This window comes from Pollutimonas harenae (assembly GCF_004153685.1).
Lineage (GTDB): Bacteria > Pseudomonadota > Gammaproteobacteria > Burkholderiales > Burkholderiaceae_B > Pusillimonas_C > Pusillimonas_C harenae.
This window is the reverse complement of the sequence record NZ_SDQD01000001.1, coordinates 1005811-1027399: the sequence shown is the minus strand read 5'-3', so window position 1 is coordinate 1027399 and position 21589 is coordinate 1005811. Positions and strand designations below refer to the sequence as shown.

At 59.6% G+C, this 21589-nt stretch carries 16 protein-coding genes; 10 read left to right on the top strand and 6 right to left on the bottom strand.

The features are described 5' to 3' along the window. Positions 1-30 precede the first annotated feature (30 nt). Entirely contained in the window at positions 31-1593 is a 1563-nt protein-coding gene (pgi, locus tag ERD84_RS04855; protein WP_130038475.1) for a glucose-6-phosphate isomerase, read from the top strand. A gap of 31 nt (positions 1594-1624) precedes the next feature. Here the strand turns inward: pgi and ERD84_RS04850 are convergent, their stop codons facing one another. Next, positions 1625-2821, bottom strand: a complete 1197-nt coding sequence (locus ERD84_RS04850; RefSeq protein WP_130038474.1) for an acetyl-CoA C-acyltransferase — start codon at positions 2819-2821, stop codon at positions 1625-1627. 9 nt (positions 2822-2830) lie between these two features. Then, complete coding sequence (locus tag ERD84_RS04845; protein ID WP_130038473.1) at positions 2831-5248, bottom strand: 3-hydroxyacyl-CoA dehydrogenase/enoyl-CoA hydratase family protein; 2418 nt, start codon at positions 5246-5248, stop codon at positions 2831-2833. 151 nt (positions 5249-5399) lie between these two features. Between ERD84_RS04845 and ERD84_RS04840 the strand changes: the two genes are divergently transcribed. Then, positions 5400-6155: a hypothetical protein gene (locus ERD84_RS04840; protein WP_130038472.1), complete on the top strand. Its 756-nt coding sequence runs from the start codon at positions 5400-5402 to the stop codon at positions 6153-6155. Positions 6156-6182: 27 nt separating this feature from the next. Here ERD84_RS04840 and ERD84_RS04835 read toward each other — a convergent pair whose 3' ends face one another. Then, a complete protein-coding gene (locus tag ERD84_RS04835) occupies positions 6183-7520 on the bottom strand; it encodes a serine hydrolase domain-containing protein (RefSeq protein ID WP_130038471.1) in 1338 nt (445 codons plus the stop codon). 323 nt (positions 7521-7843) lie between these two features. Here ERD84_RS04835 and ERD84_RS04830 point away from each other — a divergent pair, with 323 nt between their 5' ends. From ERD84_RS04830 to ERD84_RS04820, 3 genes are read left to right on the top strand one after another with little or no spacing between them, the layout of a single operon-like run. Then, entirely contained in the window at positions 7844-10750 is a 2907-nt protein-coding gene (locus ERD84_RS04830; RefSeq protein WP_130038470.1) for a xanthine dehydrogenase family protein molybdopterin-binding subunit, read from the top strand. Further along, the gene (locus tag ERD84_RS04825; protein ID WP_130038469.1) at positions 10747-11301 is read left to right on the top strand and encodes a (2Fe-2S)-binding protein; all 555 of its coding nucleotides are present in this window, start codon (positions 10747-10749) and stop codon (positions 11299-11301) included. The genes ERD84_RS04830 and ERD84_RS04825 overlap by 4 nt, the downstream gene beginning before the upstream one ends. After that, on the top strand, positions 11298-12554 hold the full coding sequence (locus ERD84_RS04820) for a cytochrome c (protein WP_130038468.1): 1257 nt from the start codon (positions 11298-11300) through the stop codon (positions 12552-12554). Before ERD84_RS04825 ends, ERD84_RS04820 begins: the two co-directional genes overlap by 4 nt. Positions 12555-12556: 2 nt before the next feature. On the opposite strand, the gene ERD84_RS04815 is transcribed toward ERD84_RS04820, so the two are convergent. Next, positions 12557-12946, bottom strand: a complete 390-nt coding sequence (locus ERD84_RS04815; RefSeq protein WP_130038467.1) for a RidA family protein — start codon at positions 12944-12946, stop codon at positions 12557-12559. Positions 12947-13096: 150 nt separating this feature from the next. On the opposite strand from ERD84_RS04815, the gene ERD84_RS04810 reads away from it, so the two are divergent. Continuing rightward, the gene (locus ERD84_RS04810) at positions 13097-14026 is read left to right on the top strand and encodes a LysR family transcriptional regulator (protein WP_130038466.1); all 930 of its coding nucleotides are present in this window, start codon (positions 13097-13099) and stop codon (positions 14024-14026) included. Here the strand turns inward: ERD84_RS04810 and ERD84_RS04805 are convergent. Next, positions 14008-14421 (bottom strand): VOC family protein, encoded by a 414-nt coding sequence (locus tag ERD84_RS04805; protein ID WP_130038465.1) that lies wholly within the window; start codon positions 14419-14421, stop codon positions 14008-14010. The genes ERD84_RS04810 and ERD84_RS04805 overlap by 19 nt on opposite strands. Positions 14422-14491: 70 nt before the next feature. On the opposite strand from ERD84_RS04805, the gene ERD84_RS04800 reads away from it, so the two are divergent. The 3 genes from ERD84_RS04800 to ERD84_RS04790 all read left to right on the top strand — a co-directional run bounded on the left by ERD84_RS04800 (position 14492) and on the right by ERD84_RS04790 (position 16298). Beyond that, a complete protein-coding gene (locus tag ERD84_RS04800) occupies positions 14492-15115 on the top strand; it encodes a TetR/AcrR family transcriptional regulator (protein ID WP_130038464.1) in 624 nt (207 codons plus the stop codon). A gap of 160 nt (positions 15116-15275) precedes the next feature. Further along, positions 15276-15809 carry a YdeI/OmpD-associated family protein gene (locus ERD84_RS04795; protein ID WP_130038463.1) on the top strand — a complete coding sequence of 178 codons (534 nt, stop codon included), beginning with the start codon at positions 15276-15278 and terminating at the stop codon, positions 15807-15809. 90 nt (positions 15810-15899) lie between these two features. Continuing rightward, complete coding sequence (locus ERD84_RS04790; RefSeq protein WP_130038462.1) at positions 15900-16298, top strand: cupin domain-containing protein; 399 nt, start codon at positions 15900-15902, stop codon at positions 16296-16298. 111 nt (positions 16299-16409) lie between these two features. Here ERD84_RS04790 and ERD84_RS04785 read toward each other — a convergent pair whose 3' ends face one another. Then, complete coding sequence (locus tag ERD84_RS04785) at positions 16410-16595, bottom strand: hypothetical protein (protein WP_130038461.1); 186 nt, start codon at positions 16593-16595, stop codon at positions 16410-16412. Positions 16596-16876: 281 nt separating this feature from the next. Between ERD84_RS04785 and ERD84_RS04780 the strand changes: the two genes are divergently transcribed. Continuing rightward, complete coding sequence (locus ERD84_RS04780; protein ID WP_130038460.1) at positions 16877-21583, top strand: glutamate synthase-related protein; 4707 nt, start codon at positions 16877-16879, stop codon at positions 21581-21583. The last annotated feature ends 6 nt before the right edge of the window (positions 21584-21589 follow it).

The window sequence follows — 21589 nt, the reverse complement described above, 5'->3', positions numbered from 1 at the left end:
GAATTGTCATGTCTTATACAGGAAACACCCGTGTCTTGTGCTTTAACTCAACTGCCTGAATGGGCCGCATTCAAAGATGCCGCCAGCCAGTCTTCGATTGATGTCAGTAAACTGCGCATTATTCAGGCAGCAGGTCTTAGCCTGGACCTTAGCGGGCAACGCCATTCGCCCGTACTATCCGAGGCCGCCCAGGCACTGCTTGCCGCCCGCAACTTCACGCAGATGCGCGAGCGCCTGCTGACAGGCGGCATAGCCAACCCCACTGAAGAGCGCGCCGCTTGGCACACTGCCCTGCGCGCCCCCACGCCCAACCCCGAAGTCGCCACCGAGCGCCAACGCCTGAACGCCTTCGTTCGCCTAGCCGATTCCGAGCGCCGCTGGCGCAATATTGTGCATATCGGCATAGGCGGCAGCGATTGGGGGGTGCGGCTGGCTGTTGGCGCCTTCGGCTACGCCGGCACCTGGCGCCAGGTGCGGTTTGTAGCCAATATCGACGGTCACGCCATACAGGGCGGCCTGGCGGGGCTGGATCCACACGACACCCTGATTGTGCTGGCATCCAAATCATTTACCACCGCTGAAACCTTACAGAATGGGCAGCGTGCCTTGGAATGGCTGCAGGCTGCGGGTGTGGAAGACCCCTACAAGCAGGTTGTGGCCATTACCGCCCGGCCCGATGTGGCCCAGGCCTGGGGCGTACCCGCCGCGCATGTATTCAAGCTGTGGGACTGGGTCGGCGGCCGGTTCTCGCTGTGGTCCGCTGTCAGCCTGACCACAGCACTGGCCGTGAGTAGTGACGTAGTGGCCGGCATGCAAGCGGGCGCTACCGCCATGGACAACCATTTTGCCGAAGCCCCCATAGAACAGAACGCACCGGTACAAATGGCCTTGGCCGGCATCGTCAATCGCAATGCACTGGGCTATGGCTCGCTGAATATCGCCCCCTATGACTTCCGCCTCGCTAACCTGGTACCTTACTTGCAGCAGCTGGAAATGGAATCGCTGGGCAAGTCCGTCGACCTTGATGGCGACACCATTGATATCGCCACCGGCCCAGCCGTGTGGGGCATGCCGGGAACCGATGCACAACACACCTTCTTTCAGTGGCTGCACCAGGGTAGCGATGGCGCTCCCGTGGACTTTATTGTCTGCCAGGCAGCCGACCATGGCTGGGCCGAACACCATCAAAGCCTGCTGGCCAATTGCCTGGCGCAACGCGAAGCCCTGCTGAACGGAAAAACCTACGACGAAGCCCTGAAGGAATGTCTGGACGCTGGCGCAGCACAGGAAAAGGCCGAGCAGCTGGCACGGCACCGGGTACACCCGGGCGGACGCCCCTCCAGCTTGATCGTGCTGCCGCGCCTATCACCCTATGCTCTGGGCGCCTTGCTGGCGCTATACGAACACAAGGTCTTCGTGCAGGGCACGATCTGGGGTATCAACCCCTTTGATCAGTGGGGCGTGGAATACGGCAAGGTCCTGGCCAAGGGTATTGCCGCCCAGTTATCGGGTCAGGTGCCAGCCGATGGCACCGCGCAAGACGCCTCGACCGCACATTGGGTCAAGACGTTTGCGAAGTCATTGAAGGGCTAAGGTTAGCTGGTGGCGCCCATCGCAACAGCGCCTAGACACGCTCGAATATCCCCGCCGCCCCCATACCTGTACCTACGCACATGGTCAGCATGCCGTAGTCCATTTGGCGACGGCGTATGCCATGTATAACCGTGGCGGCACGGATGGCGCCGGTGGCGCCCAGCGGGTGACCCAGGGCAATGGCGCCGCCCATGGGATTGACGATGGCGGGGTCCAGGCCCACGTCGCGTATCACGGCCAGCGACTGGGCCGCAAAGGCTTCGTTTAGTTCTATCCAGCCCATTTGGTCCAGCTTCAGGCCAGCCAGTTTCAGCGCGTGCGGGATGGCTTCTTTGGGGCCTATGCCCATGATCTCGGGCGGCACGCCTTTGACGGCGAATGACACAAAGCGCGCCAGCGGCGTCAGATTGTGCGTTTTTAGGGCACGTTCGGACACCACCAGCAAGGCACCCGCACCGTCGGAGATTTGCGAGCTGTTGCCGGCGGTGACGCTGCCGCGTGCAGCAAAGACCGGGCGCAGCTTGGCCAGGGCCTCGAGGCTGGTGTCGGCACGCGGACCTTCGTCGAGCTTGACGATGTTGTGCTGTTCATTGACCTTGCCGGTGTGCAGGTCGGGCGTGCGATGCACCACGTCGATGGGCAGAATCTCGTCGGCGAACTCACCCGCCTGCTGGGCGGCCAGCGCGCGCTGGTGCGACCGGAGGGCAAAAGCGTCCTGATCTTCGCGCGATACTTTCCAGCGCGTGGCGACTTGTTCCGCGGTCAGACCCATGCCGTAGGCAATGCCCAGGTTTTCGTCGCGCGCAAAGATTTCAGGGCTGAACGAAGTGCTGACGCCCATGGTGGGCACCAGGCTCATGGACTCGGTGCCAGCAGCGATCATGACATCGGCCTCGCCTACGCGTATGCGGTCGGCCGCCATGGCGATGGCGGTCAGGCCCGAGGCGCAAAAGCGGTTAACCGTTACGCCGGCCACCGAGCTAGGCAGACCGGCCAGCAGCGCGCCAATACGCCCAACGTTCAGGCCTTGCGGCCCCTCGGGTATGGCGCAACCCACGATGGCGTCTTCAATGGCGGCCGGGTCCAGATTGGGCGCTTGCGCCAGCAGACCCTTGATGACGGTGGCCAGCAGGTCGTCGGGCCGGGTGTGCGAGAACATGCCGCGCGGTGCCTTGCCAATAGGACTGCGTGTGGCGGCGACTATATAGGCTTGTTGCAGTGTGCTCATGTCGATTCCTTAATTGCGTACAGGCTTGCCTGTTTTAAGCAGGCTGGCGATGCGTTCCTGGGTTTTGGGCTGGGTCAGCAAATGCAGGAAGGCCTCGCGCTCGAGCGTCAGCATCCAGGCCTCGTCGACCAGCGAATTAGGGTCGACATCGCCGCCGCACAGTACGTGTGCAATCTTTTCGGCCACGGTAAAGTCATGCTCGGAGATATAGCCGCCCACTTTCATATTGACCAATTGCGCGGTCAGGGTGGCAATGCCGTCGCGCCCCGCCACTGGAAAGCGCTGCGGCAAGGGCGCGCGCCAACCCGACTCGGCCATGGTGTGCGCCTGGCGCGCGGCCACATACAAAAGCTCGTAGCGCTGCATCACGATGGCGTCGGAAGGCAGCAAATAGCCAATGTTGCGGGCGTCGAGCGCCGAGGACGACACCTGGGCGGTGGCCACCGTCATGGCGAATTTTTTAAGGTACGCCAGCAGCGGTGCATCGGGCGCTGACTCGGCCTGCTGTTGGGCCGCCCGCCTGGCGCAGTAGGCTAGGCCACCCGCCCCAGGAAGCAGGCCTATGCCAGCTTCGACCAGACCTATATAGGTTTCAAAGTGGGCCACGCGATGGGCGCAATGCACCGACAGTTCGCAGCCACCGCCCAGCGCCATGCCGGCCAGCGCCGCCACGACCGGTACTTGCGCATAGCGCAGTCGCAGCACCATGTCTTGCATTTCACGCTCTATGGGTTCGACCGCGGCCGGCCCGCCCTGCTCAAAGACCGGCAGCATGGCTTTCAGGTCGGCACCCGCCGAGAACGGCTCGCCTAGCTGGCCTATGACCAACGCGCTATACGAGGCCTCGGCCAGGTCGACCGCGTGCACGATGCCGCGCACGACGTCGGGACCCAGGGTATTCATTTTGCTCTTGAACGACAGAATCAGCACATCGGCGGGATGCGGCGCCGGCAAGGTCCAGCAACGCACGGCCTCGTCTTCGTAGACCGTCGTGGATTCCAGGCTATCGGCTTCGCCCACCAGGCGTGGCGCAGCGATCTGGCGCTCGTACACGGGCAGCGTGCTGCGCCCCTCAAAACGCTTGTCGTGTGGGTTCCAGGAGCCCGTCGGTGTATGCACGCCGCGCGCCTCCCACACCGGGCCCTGCGTGGCCCATTCGGGCAGCGGCGCGCTGGATAAGGTCTTGCCGTCCTGGATGTCTTGCTGTATCCATTTAGCGACTTGCTGCCAGCCCGCCGCCTGCCAGATCTCGAAGGGGCCCTGGGCATGGCCAAAGCCCCACTTCATGGCCAGGTCGAGCTGGCGCGCGGTGGCCGCGATATCGGCCAGATGCACCGCGCTGTAATGAAAGCTGTCGCGCAGCACCGCCCACACAAACTGTGCTTGCGGGTGATCGGAATCGTGCAAGGCCTGCAGCTTCTTGGCTGGATCACGCTCGGCCAGCATGGCGGCCACGGAATCATCAACCTTGGCATCGGCCGGCACATACTGCTTGCTGGCCGGATCCAGCCGCATGATGGTCTTGCCTTCTTTGCGGTAGAAGCCGGCGCCCGTCTTCTGGCCCAAAGCGCCCTGCTCGACCAATGCAGCCAGCACCGGCGGCACACCATAATGCGCATGGAAGGGATCATCGGGCAACTGGTCTTGCATGGTGCGTATGACATGAGCCAGCGTATCGAGCCCGACCACATCGGCCGTACGGAAGGTGCCAGACTTGGCCCGGCCCAGGCGTACACCGGTCAGCTCGTCGACCTGCTCGTAAGTCAGGCCGAATTTTTCTGCTTGAGCAAAAACCGACAAAATGCCAAACACGCCGATGCGGTTGCCCACGAAATTGGGCGTATCTTTGGCGCGCACCACGCCTTTACCCAGTGTGGATACCAGGAAGGTTTCGAGAATATCCAGGAGCTCGGGCTGCGTATCAGCCGTAGGGATGAGCTCGACCAGCGTCATATAGCGCGGCGGATTGAAAAAATGCACTCCGCAAAAGCGCGGCCGTAGCGCATCGGGCAGGGCCTGGGAAAGCTGAGTAATGGACAGGCCCGAGGTATTGCTGGCCACGATGGCGTCTGGCCTGATGGCGGGCGCAAGCTTGTGGTACAGATCGCGCTTCCAGTCCAGGCGCTCGGCGATGGCTTCGATGACAAGATCGCACTCGGCCAGTTGTGCCAGGTCGTCATCGTAATTGGCGGGCGTGATCAGGTTGGCCAGCTCTGGTGCGCCCAGCGGCGCGGGCTTGAGCTTGCGCAACTGCGCAATGGCCTTGTTGGCAATACCGTTCTTGTCGCCCTCTTTGGCCGGCAAATCGAAGAGCACCACGGGCACACCGGCATTGACGCAATGGGCTGCAATTTGTGCCCCCATGACCCCAGCGCCGCATACCGCCACCTTGCGTACATGAAAACGAACAGACTGATTCAACTGCATGGCTAAAACTCCCAAGTCTGAATACGCCGAACAAGCAGGCAGGGCAGCAGAGCACGTGCCTAGCATCGACCCAAGACCTTAGGTTAAATCATTCCGGTGGTGCTTGCACGCGTTAGAATACGCGCCTGAACCACGCTATTGAACCGCCGCCATGGCCCGACTGCCACGCCTGTACGCCCCGCAAATTCCCCAGCTTGTACAAGCAGAATTTGCCTATCCCTTGGCGGCCGTCAACGACCCCACTCCCGAGGTGCAACTCGACCAAATACTGACATGGCTGCGGCGCGACGTGCATGAACACCACATCGCGCTGCATGCCTGGCTGCTGCTGAACGACCGCATCACCCTGCTGGCCACCCCCGGCGACGCACAAAGCATGGCGCGCCTGGTGCAGTCGCTGGGCCGGCACATGGCCACCTCTATGCGTCACGGCCGCGTCTTTACCGGCCGCTATCGCAGCGCACTGATAGAACCAGGTCAATGGGTGCTGCCCGCCATGATCTGGCTCGAGTCCCTGCCGGTGCAACTGCACTATGTGGACCGGGCCGAACGTTGGCCCTGGTCATCGGCCGGCACGCACACCGGATTACGGGCGGGTATATATGCCGCGCAGCCCGAGGGTCAGTCCACCAGGCAAGCCGCAGTCCCCCAGACCCTGTTGACCGACCACCACGACTACTGGCAAGACGGCAATACTCCTTTTGCCCGCCAGGCCAACTACCGCGAACGCCTGGGCCACGGCTTGTCCAGCACGCAGAGCCATCGCATTGAACAAGCTTTGTTCGGGCAGTGGGTGCTGGGTGAAGCCGATTTTTTGGCGAGAATGGCGTCGCTAACAACGCGAAGGATTGCGCCGGCGCCGCGTGGCCGGCCCAGGAAAGTCAAGATAGAAGCCGATACAGCTTGAACCTGTTCGGGCCTGGGCCGGCCAGAATCAATCAATAATCGCCTGGCTGACCAAGTTTTTCATGGCCCGGCGATAGTGCGCACGTGACGGACCAGACTGCTGAGTCATTAACACGGCAACAAGCTCCTCTTCCGGGTCAACCCAGAAAAAAGTGCCGGCGTATCCTGCCCACATGAATTCGCCTACCGACCCATGAACACCCGCCATACCTGGCTCTTCCCGCACAAGAAATCCCAAACCAAAGGTGTATCCCTCGGGTGTTCCAAGCAGCAAGGCACCGGGATTCAAGGGGTTGGATTTACGGTCGCCCAAGTGATCGGAAGCCATTAATCTAACCGTGGCCGGGCTTAGGACCTGGGCGTCATCAAGCTTGCCGCCATTGAGCAGCATCTGGGAGAAACGCAGATAGTCTAGCGCCGTTGACACCGCCCCCGCACCGCCAGAATCATTCTTGGGTGGCGCCGATACATCCAGCAGGGGGTATTTTTTTTCGGACCACGGATCGACTTCAAAGGGTTCAGCAAGACGGCTTTGCTTTGGAGCCGGAACATGGAAACCCGTGTCTTGCATCTTTAAGGGTGAAAAAACCCGCTCATTCAAAAACTCACCCAGCGTTTTGTCTGAAGCAGACTCAACGACCCGGCCCAGGACATCAGCAGCCAGACTGTATTCCCAAACCGTACCCGGCTGATGCGCCAGAGGCGCTTTGGCAAGTGCTGCGACTTGCTCTGCAGGCGTTACGCCCCTTGAATCGAACTCACCCTCGCCTGGCTTGTAGGCGCCCGCCGCCTGATAAGCCTTTTTGATCTCCTCATTGGTGGTAATCTCGCCATAAGCCAGGCCTGCCGTATGACGCAGCAAGTCCTGGACCGTCATCGCTTGCTTCGCCGGGACCTGTTCATATGTCATTTTCCCGTCGGTGCCTTTGGTGCCTGTGCTTACTTTCATGTCCTTGAACTCGGGCAACCATTTGGAAACAGGATCGGTAAGCTGGACTGTTCCATCTTCGACCAACTGCATGGCCGCCACTGACACGAGTGGCTTGGTCATTGAGTAGATGCGAAAAATTGCATCATTGGGCATGGTGCCTTCTTCGCTGGGGTTCTGTGCCCCGAAGGATTCGTGCATGACGAGCTTGCCGTCTCGGGCAATGGCGATTACGCCCCCCGGAAGCCGGCCCGCCTCGGCCTCTTGATCAAAATAGTTTTTTAGTTTTGCCAGCCGCTCTGAAGACATCCCCGCATCTTCAGGTGTGGCCTTGGACAGTTCTGGCGCAGAAAACGCCGCCGCCGAAAATGCCAGCAGCCATGAGGCCACGGCCACCTTGCTCAAGGAAACCCCGTAATTAATCACCTGCCTTGACATCGTCCCTCTCCTTTTCTTGGGTGAACGTCCCACTTGAAGTGGGACTGTCGACGATTCTACAAGTGGACAAGGTTTTCGATAATTAACATTTGTATCCATTTTCTTGCTTTGACGACCCCCCCCCCCAGTTTCTTATGCAGGACCCGTATGTCCGATGACGGCCACGTGCTGAGCGCCACTATGGTGCACCCCTGGAATGATGGCCTGGCCTAGCGGTTATCACCGTATCGAATCACAGCCAATTCTGTTACCGTTTCCTGAGGTTGCTGCCAGAAGCAGGCAAAAGCCTGCATTCCGAACCGATTTCCCAGGAGTCCAGCAGAATGGCCAGCAGCAAGTTGTCGCGGCGTCAGTTCCTCAAAGCCGCAACCCTCGCGGGCGTTACCACCTACATTGCACCGTTTGGGTCCAAGGCGTATGCAGCCCTCTTCGAGCAGAAGTTGCTGACACCCATGCACTGGGACCCCGCCACCGGACTCGCACGGTACCGGGTCGATGGCGTCGCCAAAGTCACTGGCAGCAAGATTTTTGCGCGCGACATACGGGCGCGCGACTTACCCAACTGGCCCGACCAGCAAAGCCATGCCCTTATCTTGCGCACCACACGCGCCGATGCGCTTTACACCGGCTTTGATTTATCGCGCCTGGGCGAAGACCTGAAGCCAGACCGCAGCGTCACGGCTGAAGATCTGGCGCGCGACAGCGTGGCCTTTTCTGATTTTTATGGCGAAGACATGCTGCTGCCGCCGGGCAAGACACCCGCCTATCTGGGCCATGCCGTAGCCATTCTGATATTTCATGATTTCGCCCGGTTTCGCCTGGCCAAAGATGCGCTCAAGTTTCAGGACGACGTCATTCAATACGGCGAACACACTGGCCCCCTGCAACGCGACCCCTGGGGTACTTTCCGTTATGTACGCGTAGGCGGCAAAGACGGCTATGCAGACGACGTGTTTTCCAGCCTGAAAGATGCGCCCGTATTTCCAAGCCAGATGCGCAAGCGGCTGCCGGTGTGGCCCGATGGCAAGAATCATGGCGAGGTCGGCGCACAGGGCATGTACCATGCGCAGCAGATTCGCAATGAGCTCCAAAGCCCGCCGGCAGACTGGCTGGTGCTTACACGCAAGTATCGGTCGCAGTCGGTCGATACCGCAGCGCTTGAACCCGATAATGCCAATTGCTGGTACGACGAGGGCAGCCAGACCATGCATATGGTGATTCCCACCCAGTCGCCCGCCGAGGTCGCTGCAACGGCCGCCGACATGTTGGCCAAAAGCCATTTCGGGGCCCGCACGCTGGTCATGCACCCCTGTTATACCGTGGGCTATGGCTCCAAAGATCACTACAACATGCCGTTCTATGGCCTGGTCTGTGCCTTGTATTCAGACGGCAAGCCTGTGCGCATTGCCAATGACCGCTACGAACAATTCCAGACGTCGATCAAGCGGCATGCCTTCGATATGGACTACCAAATCAGTGTCGACCGCAAAACCGGCATGATTCAGTCCTGTACGGCAGATATGGTTGCCAACGGTGGTGGACGCTGTAATTTCTCGCCTTCGGTCGCGATGGTGGCCGCCACCGCGGCACAGTCCATTTACTATCTTCCCAAGTCCGACATGACGGCCCGGGCAGACGCCACACGGGCGGTCGATGCAGGCTCTGCTCGAGGCTATGGCTCGCTGCAGTCCATGGCGGCCACCGAAATGCTAATGGACGAACTGGCACACGAACTCGACCTGGACCCTATCGAATTCCGTTTAAGAAATGTTCTGAAAACAGGAATGAAAAACACGCAGGGCGCCATTCCCGCAGGCGAGATCCGCGCCGAAGAAATCCTGAAAAAGGCCCAGACCCACCCCATCTGGACAGAACGCAAGCAACGCAAGGTAGATTACGAGGCAGAAAACCCCGGCAAGTTGTACGGCGTTGGGTTTGCATGTGTACAAAAAGACTTTGGCACCGGCGCGGAATCGTCGTTTGCAAAAGTAGAAATTTCACCTGAAGGCCAGGTTATTCTGCGTCACACCGGCGCAGAGATCGGTACTGGCATGAGTACCTCGCAGGCGCTGGCCTGTGCCCGCTGGCTGGGCCAGCCAGCCGTCGACGTCGGTGTAGCCCTTACCGACTGGCCCGACCTTCCCATGGTGTCGTCAGGCGACCCTTATTTAATGAGCCAGGCAGACCAGGACAAACTATCGGCTGATCCCGCCTGGACACCGGCATTCGCCTCACCCGCCAGTGCGTCGAACTCGGCGTTTTACTACACGCATACCACTCAAGAAGCAGCAAGACTGGTTTTCATGCACGGCCTTTGGCCGGCCGCCCAGGCCATATGGTCCAGCGGCATCGGCGGTGGTCAGGCCGCACCTTACGCCGTGCGCCGTGAAGACGCACGCTGGGAAAACAATATGCTGACCGCCACCGGCATGCAGCCGCTCAGCCTGCAACAGCTGGCTCGCAAGGCTTACGACATGGGGCTGGTGGTAGGCGCCGTCGTGCATGGCTTCAACCGCTGGCAATGGGCGCAAGCAGATTTCCGCATCGGCGAACAGGTCGAGCGCCTGCCCCTGGATGGTCTGGCACTATGTTTTGGCAATACGTCTGCGGCCCAGGCTGGACAGCACAGCAATGCAGCGGCCAGCACAGCCAACGGGGCCGTCACCAGCATTGACGCAGGACCGGACGATACCCTGGGTACCAAAAGCACCACACGTGGCCAGTACAGAATGATCAACCGCGAGGCCGTCCATTACCCACCCGTGCAGCGCAACAATGCCGGGGTGACCTATTACTCTGCAGTCAGTGCACTGGCAGAAGTAGCGGTACACCGGGGCAGTGGCAAGGTCGAGCTGCTGAACCACCATTCGATTGTTGAATGCGGCACGCTGCTATCGCCGCAATTGGTATCGGGCCAAATCCAAGGCGGGCTGGCAATGGGCATCGGGCACGCGTTGCACGAACATTTACCGCTGTACGAAGACGGCCCCGGCAATGGCACCTGGAATTTCAACCGCTACCATTTACCGCTGGCCAATGAAGTGGCGCTCTGGACACAAACCGCCGACATCTTGCCGCCCCTATCAGAAACCGACCCACCCAAAGGCATGGCCGAGGTCGTGATGATACCGATTGTGGCGGCCATCGTGAACGGCATCAATCATGCCACCGGGCAACGGTTTTATTCCCTGCCTGTCACCCCCGAACACATCCAGGAGGCGCTGGCATGAGCACGGCCACCATCACTGTTTCCATGACCATCAATGGCAAGGCTATCGGGCCTGTTCAAGTACCCGAAACGCTGATGATGATCGACTTTCTGCACGAGTATGCCCATTTGACCGGAACGCGGCTGGGCTGTGGACAAGGCGTTTGCAGGGCCTGCGTCGTCATCATTGATCGTGACGATGGACATAGCGAGGAAATGCGTACCTGTATTACCGGGGTCGGCTACTTCAACGGCCGCACATTGCGCACCATCGAAGGCCATGCCCAGCGCGACGCCCAGGGCGCCATCACGGCGCTGTCACCCGTTCAGCAAAAATTTCTTGATCACTATAGCTTCCAATGCGGCTACTGCACGCCGGGCTTCGTCAATGCGGCCACCGTCCTGATCGAACGGCTGCAGCGTCAACCCATTGCCCGCGACCAGATCGAAACCTACGTCACCGACTCCCTGAACGATCATATCTGCCGATGCACGGGTTATGTGCGCTACCACCAGGCGGTCAAGCAAGTCATTCTTGAAACACCCGGCCTGATCAAGGAGGACCGCGCATGAAAGTCACCACCATTGCCGGAACCGTGGTCGTGCTGGCGCTGGTCGTGGGCGGTGTTGTGTTGTCGGGCGTGCTTGAGCCCGATTACGATACCTCAGCCGTCGACGAGCAGGTCAACGCGCCCGATCAACAGCTACTGGCGCGCGGCAAGTATCTGGCCCGGGCGGGTGATTGCACCGCCTGCCATACCAGCAAAGATGGCGCACCCTTTGCCGGCGGCGTGCCAATTCCCACGCCGTTCGGAACCATATACGGCACCAACATTACACCCGACCCCGAATACGGCATAGGGCAATGGACCTCTGCCGACTTCTATAAGGTGCTGCACGATGGCATTGCACCAGGCGGCCCGCTCTACCCGGCCATGCCGTATACCTCGTATCGAGGCCTATCGCGCGAAGACAGTGACGCCATCTTTGCCTACCTGCGCAGCATAGAACCCGCCCCCGTGCCCAATCGCGCCATCGAGATCCCTTTCCCATTCAACTTCAGGCCACTGATGCGCGGCTGGAATCTGCTCTTCCTGACCGATACACTGCCCTCCGCGTCGGAAGGCTCTTCCGAAGAATGGGTACGCGGGCGCTACCTGGTCAACGTACTCGGGCACTGTACCGAATGCCACACGCCACGCGGCATGCTGGGCCAGTTGAAATTGGGCGAGAGCTTTGAAGGCGGCGCTGCCGAAGCCATACACGCCCCCGACCTCACGCCCGGGGCTATGGCTGCGCGCGGCTGGGCGGCCAAAGACCTGCAACAGTTTCTGGCACAAGGCATTGCACCGCAAGGCTCCGCCTATGGCGGCATGTACGACGCCTTTCATCACAGCACACGTTATTTGTCAGAGGCCGACAACAAGGCCGTGGTTCGCTACCTGACGGGCGATACCCCGCACGAAGCCGTTACACTCAAGCCCGCCACACCAGAGCAAGACGAAACCGTCAAGGTGGGACGCAGCCATTACCTCGCCTTGTGCGCAGGCTGTCATGCAGCAAATGGCCAAGGCAAACCCAACGTAACCGTGGCGCTGGCGGGCAACTCGACCATACGCAATCCCGATCCGAATAACCTGCTCCAGGTGGTGTTGCATGGACTGGACCAAAAGGAATTTCCTGGCAATCAGGGCCGGCAGGCCATGCCTGGCTTTGCCGACGCACTGGACAATGCCCAGGTAGCAGAATTGGCCAATTACCTACGGGTCAGTTTCGGCGGCCAAAAAGGAGATGTGACTGGCGACGCGGTAGCCAAGAGGCGTTGAGATCAAGGCAATTTGGCAATCACCTTGATCTCGAAATCATAGCCATAAAGCCAGGTCACGCCCACAGCGGTCAGCGTCGGATGTGGTGCCTCGCCCCAATACTCGGGCACCACCTCCCAGATCTCCTCGAATGTCGACGCGGGATCGACCATGAAAACCGTTACATCGACCACATCGTCAAAGCTGCAGCCCGCTGCCGCCAGGATGGCATTCAGATTCTCGAACGCCTGACGAACCTGCGCTTTCAGACCCTGTTGGGGTGAACCATCTTCCAGGCTACCCACCTGCCCCGACACGAACAGAAAGCCATTGGACCGAATGGCGGGGGAATAACGGTTGCGCTCATATAACTCTTGGCGCTTCGGTGAAAAAACCACATCGCGTGTTGCCATCAAATACACTCCATTAACAGTGGCAGTGGCCAACATTGGCCGGCTGCGTCATGAAGCAAACTTTAACGAAGGGCACTACGCAGATAAACTGGCAATCCCACTCAACATTGTTTGCAGAACCCAAACAATCAAAACCACAGAGGTATGCCGATGGACCGTTTCGATGCGATGCAGGCCTTTGCCCGTGTAGTGGAAACTGGCAGCTTTACCAAGGCCGCCGAAACCCTGCACATGAGCCGGACCAGCGTCACACAACTGGTACAGCAACTCGAGGCCCGCCTACGCGTCAAGTTGCTGAATCGAACCACCCGCAAGGTCAACGTGACCGCCGACGGCGCCGCCTATTATGAACGCGTGTCGCGACTGCTGGTCGACATGGATGACGCCGAAACCAGCCTGTCCAGCGCATCGGCACTGCCCCGCGGCCGACTACGAGTGGACGTGCCTAGCCCCTTCGCCAGCATGATACTGATTCCCGCTTTGCCGGCGTTCCAGGCCAAGTATCCCGACATCCAGCTGCACCTGGGCGTCAGCGACCGCATCGTAGACTTGATCGACGAAAACGTGGATTGCGTGGTGCGCGGCGGTGAGATCACCCATCAGTCGCTGGTGGCACGCCATATAGGAGACGTGCCGCTGGGCGCGTATGCAGCGCCCAAATACCTGGCGCGGGCAGGCCTGCCCGCCCATCCCAGCGAACTCGACGGCTCCCATCATCGTATCGTTGGCTTCTCGTGGTCGCGCACCCGTCGGCTTTTTCCGCATACCCTTAGCCGCAATGGCGTCAGCGTTAGCCTGCAAGGCCGACAAGACCTGGTGGTTGATGACGGCAATGCCTACCTTGCAGCAGGGCTGGCCGGCATCGGTATGCTTTGGCTGCCCGAATACATGGCCAACGCGTCGGTGGCACGCGGCGAACTCATCCCGATCTTTACCGATTGGCAGCTCGACCCAATACCGCTGCACATTGCGTTCCCGCCCAACCGGCACGTCAGTGCAAAACTACGGGTGTTCATTGACTGGATGGTTGAGCTGATGGCGCAGCGTGAAAGGAACTCGTTTTATGCGACCGCGAATTGAGCAAGAAACTCCTCGCTAGGCGGAATAGGTTTGATGATGTCGATCAGGACGCCACTGGGATCCCGCGTTATAAAGTGCCGCTGACCAAAAGGCTCGTCGCGCAGCTGAAGTAAGATCGGCAGGCCTTTAGCCTTCAACTCATCGTATATCGCATCTATGTCCGCCACTTCAAAATTCAACAGCATTCCGCTGACGCGGCCGCGTGCCGCCTCGGGGATCGTATCGTGGTCGCCATCAAGAATAGCTAGATTAACGTTCTCGTCCTCAACGGACTGCAGGTGTACGTACCAGTCGCTTTCGAAAAGCGGCCTGAATCCAAAATGTGCTTGATAAAAGCTGCTGACCTCTGAAACGTCAGCCACCATGAGCACGGGATAATACTGTGTCAGCTTCATTGATTTCGCTCTCTCATTAAAAAACATACAATGTGTATGTCAGTGATAAATTAACATACAGGCTGTTTGTATGCAAGAAAGAAGATCAAACCTAGACCGTAGTCAGGAAACTCGCGGGGCACTGCTTGCCGCAGCGCGTACGCTATTTTTCGAGAAAGGTTACGCAGCAACGGGAACGCCCGAAGTAGTCGAGCGAGCTGGTGTAACACGTGGGGCGCTGTACCATCACTTCAAAGACAAGCAGGCGCTGTTTCAGGCCGTCGTAGAGTCGGAAGCATCGCAGATAGCCAAAGAGATTGAAGCCAAATCCTTGAACGCTGAAACGCCTATGGACGCGCTGCTGCATGGCGCAAAGGCTTATTTCCACGCAATGCAGAGCCCCGGCCGTGTGCGGTTAATGCTCATCGAGGGGCCTGCAGTTCTTGGTCCCGATGAGATGCGGCGAATCGATCTGCAAACAGGCGGAAGGGAACTGCGTTGCGGTATCAGGGATGCGCTTGGGACAGATACTCCAAGCGCAGAAGTAGATGCTTATGCTGACCTGATATCTGCGATGTTCGATCGCGCCGCGCTGGCTTGCGATACCAAAGCGGGCACCAAGACGTACGAGGGTGTGATTGCCACGCTTCTTTCGACCCTTGTTCGAGAAAACGCTTCAAACCGTACATCGTCGAAAGCATTGAGCGCGTGCTAGGGGTCAGTTTCGCACCTCTGGACAATGAAATCCAACCGAAACTCTTTACCAGGAAAATGCGGAGTTTTACACTGACATCGACATTGCAGTCCGCGAGCGGCGTCTGAGCACAATGCCAGGCAGCTTTGCCAGTTCTCAACATTGACCAAGTAGTAAGAACATGCCGACCTTCCAGACCAAACTACTCCGTTCCGCCCACGCCACCAACGACGACGCATGGGCATTTCTTGTCTTGCCCAAAGAGATCAGCGACGCGCTGCCCCGCCGCGGCAGAACGTCGGTAGAAGGGACTATCAACGGCTACGCTTTTCAGGCCATGTTAGAACCAGACGGCCAGCTCAGCCACTGGCTCAAGCTTGACCAGACCTTGCAAGACTCGGCCAACGCGGTGCCCGGCGACACGGTAACCGTCGAGCTGATACCTTCGCCCGCAGAGCTGGAACCGCCTGTCCCCGAAGACTTGCGGGACGGCCTTGCCGCGTCTTCAGCCGCCAAATCCACCTGGGACGCCACCACAACCATCGCCCGCATCGACTGGATCCATTGGATAGAATCCGCCAAGCAGGCCAAGACGCGGGCCCGCCGAGTCGAAAACGCCTGCGACATGCTCGCATCGGGCAAGAAGCGGGTTTGCTGCTTTGATCCATCGGGCTATTACAGCAAAAGCCTTAGCGCGCCCAAGGCCGATACTTAACGGCACAAATCCGCACAAACGGTGCGCTCGCCGCCACGTCGGGTGCTATGCTGGAAGCCAGAGACAACAGCAAAGCAAAAGGAGCTCAATATGGCAGCCGACACTTCAAGCGAACAGCGCTTTTCCGTCAGCCACTTTAACGAAGACGACTTCAAAACCGGCGGGCTGCGCAGCTATTCCAGCTACCGCGACCTGGGCGTGGCCCTGGCGACCAACGGTGCGGCCACGGCGCACGTCATCAGAATGACGGCACCATTTTCAGAGGCCTTCAGCGAACGTCATCGTCACGATATCCAACTCCAGCTTGTGTACGTACTAAAAGGCTGGTTCAAGACGGATTTCGAAGGCGAAGGCATCCACACCATGAAAGAAGGCTCCTGTTGGGTGCAACCGCCCAACATCAAGCACACCGTCATTGGCTGGTCGGACGACTGCGAACTGCTCGAAATCATCCTCCCCGCCGAGCACGAAACCATCGTCGAGGAATAGCCCAGGCAGACGCTTTCGCCACAAAGCACTTTTGGCTATACACGACTAGCAAAGCCTTTCCCGCTAATTACTCTATACAGCTGGCTGTCTCCGGGCGGGCTGGGCCAGCGGTTAGGCGTGCGCCGCAGCTTCCTTGTCCGGACGGGAGGCAAGGCGGGAGCTGTTCAAGCGTCGGCTTTCGGGCCACTGGCCCGACGACGCGAGTTCTCCCGCCGCCCGGCTGGACAAGGAAGCTGCGGAAGCAAGCACGCCGTGCTGGCCCAGTCCGCCCGGAGACAGCCAGCGTGTTAGCAGCAATGGAAAGGCTAGAAAATGACTGGCAATACAACAAACACCACAATAAATACCACAGCAAAATCACTCCAAAAATCTACTCCACACCTCCTTCATATACCAGGAATAGAAAAACACACAACAAAAAATATTCGATTAAATAATGAAATAGATGCGTCCCCAATTTAAAAATTACAAAAATATCCATATATAAATAAGGGACGCACCCCATTTATTTTTATTGCGCAGCCTCCCCAGTTAGCAGTATTGTTTCACTCTTGCACTGCACCATTAGCGAGCCTGCCATGTCTCAGCCCTCTACCTCTATCACGCTGCCCGCCGCTGCCACCCAAGCCAGCACCCAAGGCCTATACAGCCCCCATAACGAACACGACGCCTGTGGTGTCGGCTTCGTCGCCCACATCAAAGGACGACAAAGCCACGCCATCATCCAGCAAGGCCTCAAAATCCTCGAAAACCTCGACCACCGCGGTGCCGTCGGTGCCGACGAACTCATGGGCGACGGTGCAGGCATCCTCATCCAGATCCCCGACGCCCTCTATCGGCAAGACATGGCCAGCCAAGGCATAGAACTGCCTGCGCCTGACGAATACGGCGTCGCCATGGTCTTCCTGCCAAAAGAAACCGCATCGCGCCTCGCCTGTGAACAAGAGCTGGAACGCGCCGTGCGCGACGAGGGCCAGGTCGTACTCGGCTGGCGCGACGTACCCGTCGACCACGACATGCCCATGTCGCCCACAGTGCGCGCCTGTGCGCCCGTCATTCGCCAGCTTTTCATAGGCCGCGGGCCCGACATCATGGTGCCCGATGCCCTCGAGCGAAAACTGTACGTCATCCGCAAAACAGCCAGCCACGCCATCCAGCACATGCAGCTGGCTCACGGCCAGGAATACTTCGTGCCATCGATCTCGGTGCGCACCGTGGTCTACAAAGGCCTGTTGTTGGCCAACCAGGTGGGCTGCTACTACCGCGACCTGGCCGACACCCGTGCCGTCTCGGCACTGGCCATGGTCCACCAGCGTTTTTCCACCAACACCTTCCCCGCCTGGCCGCTGGCCCACCCCTACCGCATGATCGCCCACAACGGCGAAATCAATACGGTCAAAGGCAACTTCAACTGGCTGCGTGCCCGCGAAGGCATGATGCAATCGGCCGTGCTGGGCGCCGATCTGCCCAAGCTCTATCCCATCGTCTACGAAGGCCAGTCCGACACGGCTACGTTCGACAACTGCCTCGAGTTGCTGGTGATGTCGGGCTATTCGCTGGCCCACGCCATGATGATCATGATTCCCGAAGCCTGGGAGCAGCACACCGACATGGACGAAAACCGCCGCGCTTTCTACGAGTACCACGCGGCCATGATGGAACCCTGGGACGGCCCAGCCGCCGTGGCCTTTACCGACGGCCGCCAAATCGGCGCCACGCTCGACCGTAACGGCCTGCGCCCTGCCCGCTACCTGATCACCGACGACGACATGGTCATCATGGCCTCTGAAGCCGGTACCTTGTCGATTCCCGAGCACCGCATTGTCAAGAAATGGCGCTTGCAGCCGGGCAAGATGTTCCTGATCGACTTGCAGCAAGGCCGCATTATTGACGACTCCGAGATCAAGTCGCAGCTGGCCAACACCCGTCCCTACCGTCAATGGATCGAACGCCTGCGCCTCAAGCTCGAAGCCCTGCCCGCACAGCAGGTCGAGGCCCCACACAAGGCCGAAACCCTGCTAAAGCGCCAGCAAGCCTTTGGCTGGACGCAAGAAGACTTCAAGTTCGTGCTGCAGCCTATGGCCACCAATGGCGAAGAGGCTACCGGCTCCATGGGCAACGACGCGCCGCTAGCCGTGTTGTCGAACCGCGCCAAGCCTTTCTACACCTACTTCCGCCAACTGTTTGCGCAGGTCACCAACCCGCCCATCGACCCCATCCGCGAACAGTTGGTGATGTCGCTGGTGTCTTTCATAGGCCCCAAGCCTAATCTGCTGGACATCAACAACGTTAATCCGCCACTGCGTCTCGAGGTCAGCCAGCCCGTGCTGGATGTTGCCGCCATGGCGCAAATCCGCAATATTGCAGGCATTACCTCGAATAAATTCCGTAGCCTGGAAGTAGATATCACCTACCCCACCGCCTGGGGTCCGGACGGGATCGAAGCCCGCTTGGCCAGTCTGTGTGCCAATGCCGCCGACGCAGTAGCCAGCGGCTACAACATCCTGATCATCACCGACCGCAAGGTCGACAGCGAACATGTGGCCATTCCCGCGCTGTTGGCTACATCGGCCATTCACCTGCACCTGATTCGCGCCGGTTTGCGCACCAATACTGGCCTGGTGGTTGAAACCGGCTCGGTGCGCGAAGTGCACCACGTCGCGCTGCTGGGCGGCTATGGCGCAGAAGCCGTGCACCCCTATCTGGCCCTCGACGCTCTGGCTACGCTGCCCGAACCTGAAACCGCCATCAAGAATTACATCAAGGCCATAGGCAAGGGCCTGAACAAGGTCATGTCCAAAATGGGCATATCGACCTATATGTCGTACACCGGCGCGCAAATCTTCGAGGCGGTGGGCCTGAGCTCTGGCCTGGTCAACAAATACTTTACCGGCACGCCCAGCAATATCGAGGGCATAGGCATTTTTGAAGTGGCCGAAGAAGCCTTGCGCCTGCATGCTGCGGCATTCAGCGATGATCCCGTGCTGGCCAACGCCCTGGACGCCGGCGGCGACTACGCCTGGCGTGTACGGGGCGAACAGCATATGTGGTCGCCCGACTCCATCGCCAAGCTGCAACACGCGGCTCGTTCCAACAACTACAGCACTTACAAGGAATACGCCCAGCTGATCAACGATCAGTCGCGCCGACACATGACTTTGCGCGGCCTGTTCGAGTTCAAGGTGGACCCGGCTCGCGCCATCCCGCTGAACGAAGTAGAACCGGCCAAAGAGATCGTCAAACGCTTTGCCACTGGCGCCATGTCGCTGGGTTCCATCTCGACCGAGGCCCATGCCACCTTGGCCGTGGCCATGAACCGCATAGGCGGCAAATCGAACACGGGCGAAGGCGGCGAGGACGAGCTGCGCTACCGTGCAGAAATGCGTGCCGGCAAGCCCACCGTGCGTAAGGGCGATACCCTGGCATCGTTCCTGGGCTCGGACCGTATCGAAGCCGATGTACCGCTGGCCGCAGGTGATTCGCTACGTTCGCGCATCAAGCAGGTGGCCTCCGGACGCTTTGGCGTGTCGGCCGAATACCTGTCCAGCGCCGACCAGATTCAGATCAAGATGGCGCAAGGCGCCAAGCCGGGCGAAGGCGGCCAGCTGCCTGGCCACAAGGTGTCGGAATACATCGCCAAGCTGCGTTATTCGGTTCCCGGCGTGGGTCTGATCTCGCCACCACCGCACCACGATATCTACTCGATCGAAGACTTGGCACAGTTGATTCACGACTTGAAAAACGTGAATCCCAAGGCCTCGATTTCAGTCAAGCTGGTATCGGAAGTGGGCGTCGGCACTGTGGCTACCGGCGTGGCCAAAGCCAAGGCCGATCACGTAGTCATTGCCGGCCACGATGGCGGCACTGGCGCATCGCCCGTGTCGTCCATCAAGCATGCAGGTACGCCATGGGAGCTGGGTCTGGCCGAAACGCAGCAAACCCTGTTGCTGAACAATCTGCGCACCCGTATTCGCGTGCAGGCCGACGGCCAGATGAAGACCGGTCGCGACGTCGCCATCGGTGCGCTGCTGGGCGCCGATGAATTCGGCTTTGCCACGGCGCCACTGGTGGTGGAAGGCTGCATCATGATGCGCAAATGCCATCTGAACACCTGCCCAGTGGGCGTGGCCACGCAAGATCCGGTCTTGCGCAAGAAGTTCAGCGGCAAGCCCGAGCACGTGGTCAACTACTTCTTCTTTGTGGCTGAAGAAGTCCGCGAGATTATGGCCCAGCTGGGCATACGTAAGTTCGACGACCTGATCGGGCGCGTCGATTTGCTCAACACTCGCTCGGGCATCGAGCACTGGAAAGCACAGGGGCTGGATTTCAGCCGCGTCTTCCATGCCGTGCCCAGCACCGATCCCCTGTATCAGGTCAAAACGCAAGACCATGCACTGGATCATGCCCTGGATCACCAACTGATCGAGCGCAGCAAGGCAGCCATCGAACGCGGCGAAAAAGTATCCTTCATCACTCCCGTACGCAACCGCAACCGCACCATAGGCGCCATGCTGTCCGGCGTGATTGCGGCGCGCTACGGCCACGAAGGCCTGCCCGACGACACCATACATATTCAATGCAATGGCGCGGCGGGGCAAAGCTTTGGCGCTTTCCTGGCCCACGGCATTACCCTGGATCTGGTCGGCGAAGCCAATGACTACGTGGGCAAGGGCCTGTCGGGTGGTCGCATCGTCGTGCGCTCGCCCAATGACTTCCGCGGCTTCGGCCCCGACCACATCATTGCCGGCAATACCGTGCTGTACGGCGCGCTGTCCGGAGAGGCTTTCTTCAATGGCGTGGCAGGCGAACGCTTTGCCGTGCGCAACTCAGGTGCCGCCACGGTTGTGGAAGGCACCGGCGACCATGGCTGCGAGTACATGACGGGCGGCACCGTGGTGGTGCTGGGCAGCACCGGCCGCAACTTTGCCGCCGGGATGTCGGGGGGCGTCGCTTATATCTGGGATCCGCAGAACACCTTCCGCCAGCGTTGCAATCTGGCCATGGTCGAGCTGGAACGGGTTGTTCCGCATCAAGAGCAATCCGATCAAGGCCACATCGAGAGCTGGCATAGTGCCGTGCGCGGCGGCGAACGCGAAACCGATGAAGCTATTTTGCGCCGCCTGATCGAAGATCATTACCGCTATACCGGCAGCTTCCGCTCGCGCGACATCCTGGACGACTGGAACCATTCCCGCCAATCGTTCGTAAAGGTCATGCCGACCGAGTATCGCCGTGCGCTGGGTGAACTGTGGCGCACCGCCAATCCACAACAAATTGCTGCCTGAGGAAAA

Excerpts from the sequence above, each read along its gene's own strand:
- ERD84_RS04780 (WP_130038460.1), top strand. The coding sequence starts at position 16,877 with ATGTCTCAGCCCTCTACCTCTATCACGCTGCCCGCCGCTGCCACCCAA.
- ERD84_RS04845 (WP_130038473.1), bottom strand. The coding sequence starts at position 5,248 with ATGCAGTTGAATCAGTCTGTTCGTTTTCATGTACGCAAGGTGGCGGTA.
- ERD84_RS04800 (WP_130038464.1), top strand. The coding sequence starts at position 14,492 with ATGCAAGAAAGAAGATCAAACCTAGACCGTAGTCAGGAAACTCGCGGG.
- ERD84_RS04825 (WP_130038469.1), top strand. The coding sequence starts at position 10,747 with ATGAGCACGGCCACCATCACTGTTTCCATGACCATCAATGGCAAGGCT.
- ERD84_RS04790 (WP_130038462.1), top strand. The coding sequence starts at position 15,900 with ATGGCAGCCGACACTTCAAGCGAACAGCGCTTTTCCGTCAGCCACTTT.
- ERD84_RS04795 (WP_130038463.1), top strand. The coding sequence starts at position 15,276 with ATGCCGACCTTCCAGACCAAACTACTCCGTTCCGCCCACGCCACCAAC.
- ERD84_RS04810 (WP_130038466.1), top strand. The coding sequence starts at position 13,097 with ATGGACCGTTTCGATGCGATGCAGGCCTTTGCCCGTGTAGTGGAAACT.
- ERD84_RS04805 (WP_130038465.1), bottom strand. The coding sequence starts at position 14,421 with ATGAAGCTGACACAGTATTATCCCGTGCTCATGGTGGCTGACGTTTCA.
- ERD84_RS04820 (WP_130038468.1), top strand. The coding sequence starts at position 11,298 with ATGAAAGTCACCACCATTGCCGGAACCGTGGTCGTGCTGGCGCTGGTC.
- ERD84_RS04840 (WP_130038472.1), top strand. The coding sequence starts at position 5,400 with ATGGCCCGACTGCCACGCCTGTACGCCCCGCAAATTCCCCAGCTTGTA.
- ERD84_RS04850 (WP_130038474.1), bottom strand. The coding sequence starts at position 2,821 with ATGAGCACACTGCAACAAGCCTATATAGTCGCCGCCACACGCAGTCCT.
- ERD84_RS04815 (WP_130038467.1), bottom strand. The coding sequence starts at position 12,946 with ATGGCAACACGCGATGTGGTTTTTTCACCGAAGCGCCAAGAGTTATAT.
- ERD84_RS04830 (WP_130038470.1), top strand. The coding sequence starts at position 7,844 with ATGGCCAGCAGCAAGTTGTCGCGGCGTCAGTTCCTCAAAGCCGCAACC.
- ERD84_RS04835 (WP_130038471.1), bottom strand. The coding sequence starts at position 7,520 with ATGTCAAGGCAGGTGATTAATTACGGGGTTTCCTTGAGCAAGGTGGCC.